Consider the following 1,542-nt stretch of genomic DNA (forward strand, 5'->3'; position numbering starts at 1 on the left):
CGCGCACTGTGGAACGGATGAAGACGGGCACGTCGAAGCGCTCGGACACGTCGTACGCCTCGCGCGTGAAGCGCAAAGCCTCGGCGGAATCGGCAGGGTCGAGCATGGGGATGTGGGCTGCGCGTGCGTACCAGTGGGAATCCTGCTCGTTTTGGGACGAGTACATGCCCGGATCATCGGCAGCCAGCACCACGAGCCCGCCGCCCACGCCCGCGTATGCCGCAGTGAACAACGGGTCGGCCGCCACGTTCACGCCGACGTGCTTCATCGTGGACAGCACGCGCGCGCCGGCGACCGACGCCCCAATGCCCACCTCGATGGCCACCTTCTCGTTGACGCACCATTCGGCGTACACGCCGTCCTTCTTCGCGAACGCCTCGAGCGTCTCCGTCGACGGCGTGCCGGGATAGGCCACGCCGATGCGCGCGCCGGCCTCCCATGCCCCCTGGGCTATTGCCTCGTTGCCTGACATCAATTCCATGAGCGAACCCTTCCGTGTGATAAACCCACTGGGGAATTATACGGCAACGCGCACCGCCCGCCCCGGTCAAACGTCCAAAACCGAGCCGAACGGCGCGCGTTTTGCGCATGTTGCCATCCTGGGTGCAGTGCGAAGCGCGCCTGTCGACACGCGAGATCGCGTCTACTCCTCCTTGTAGACCAGGCAGAAGGCGCCGATCTGGATGACGTCTCCCGAGACGAGCCGGCGCGTTTCCACGCTTTCGTTGTTCACCCATACGCCGTTGAACGAGTTGGCGTCACGGATGACGTAGCCGCCGTCCGCAGGCTCGACCGAAGCGTGCTCGCGCGACACGGTCATATCGTTGAGGAACAGGTCGCACTGCGGGCTGCGCCCGATGGTGAGCGCCTGATCGCCCAGTTGGTAGGTGACCCCGGTCTGCGGGCCGCGCACCACGTGGAGGGCGGCAGCGGCCTGGGGGGCGGCCGCGACGGGCAGTGCATCGTCGCCGAACGACACCGGCTCGAAACGCTGGGTGGATCCGAGCAGCTTGAACCCGCAATGCGGGCAGACCGGAGCCTGCGAATCGATGGGGTTGTTGCAAACAGGGCACATGCTCATGGCGTATCCTCTCTTCAGTCCGGCGCTACGCTGCGGACGCGGTCTTGTCGATGACGAGCGGCGTCTCGTTGAGCGTGATGGAACGCGCCACTTCCTGGCCTCCGGAGAAGCTGCGGAACAGGCGGTCCCACCACACGCCCACGCCCTCGAAGAAGTCGGGCGCGTCGACGTCCTCGCATGCCACGAGGTCCATCGTGGCGATGACGGTGTTGCGCTGCTTGAAGGTGATCGTGCCCACCTTGTCGCCTTCCTTCACGTTGCCCGCCAGCTCGTCGAACTCGAGCGACTGGCTCACGTTGCCGTTCAAGTCGAAGATGGTGACGGCTGCCGCAGGGTCGCGCAGCGTCGCCTTCACCGTCTTGTCGATCCAGCCGGAATGGGCCACCTCGGCCACCACCGGCACCTCGGTGCCGTTCATCGTGGCGGTTTCGGGGCTGTTCGCAAGCTGGTAGGATATCTCG

General features: G+C 65.6%; 1 protein-coding gene and 2 pseudogenes. All 3 read right to left on the reverse strand.

Annotated elements, in window-relative coordinates; translation table 11 throughout:
* Positions 1-481 (reverse strand): annotated as a pseudogene (locus ACMO6A_RS07070) (indolepyruvate ferredoxin oxidoreductase subunit alpha); the annotation flags it as partial.
* Between the two features lie 162 nt (positions 482-643).
* Positions 644-1,081, reverse strand: a complete 438-nt coding sequence (locus ACMO6A_RS07075) for an FHA domain-containing protein (RefSeq protein ID WP_009306989.1) — start codon at positions 1,079-1,081, stop codon at positions 644-646.
* 25 nt (positions 1,082-1,106) lie between these two features.
* A pseudogene (locus tag ACMO6A_RS07080) lies at positions 1,107-1,542 on the reverse strand (D-alanyl-D-alanine carboxypeptidase); the annotation flags it as partial.

It is taken from the genome of Eggerthella sp. (genome assembly GCF_048329335.1).
Lineage (GTDB): Bacteria > Actinomycetota > Coriobacteriia > Coriobacteriales > Eggerthellaceae > Eggerthella > Eggerthella lenta.

What these genes read in the sequence shown, in the direction of transcription:
- ACMO6A_RS07075 (WP_009306989.1), bottom strand. Translation starts at nt 1,081, where the DNA reads ATGAGCATGTGCCCTGTTTGCAACAACCCCATCGATTCGCAGGCTCCG.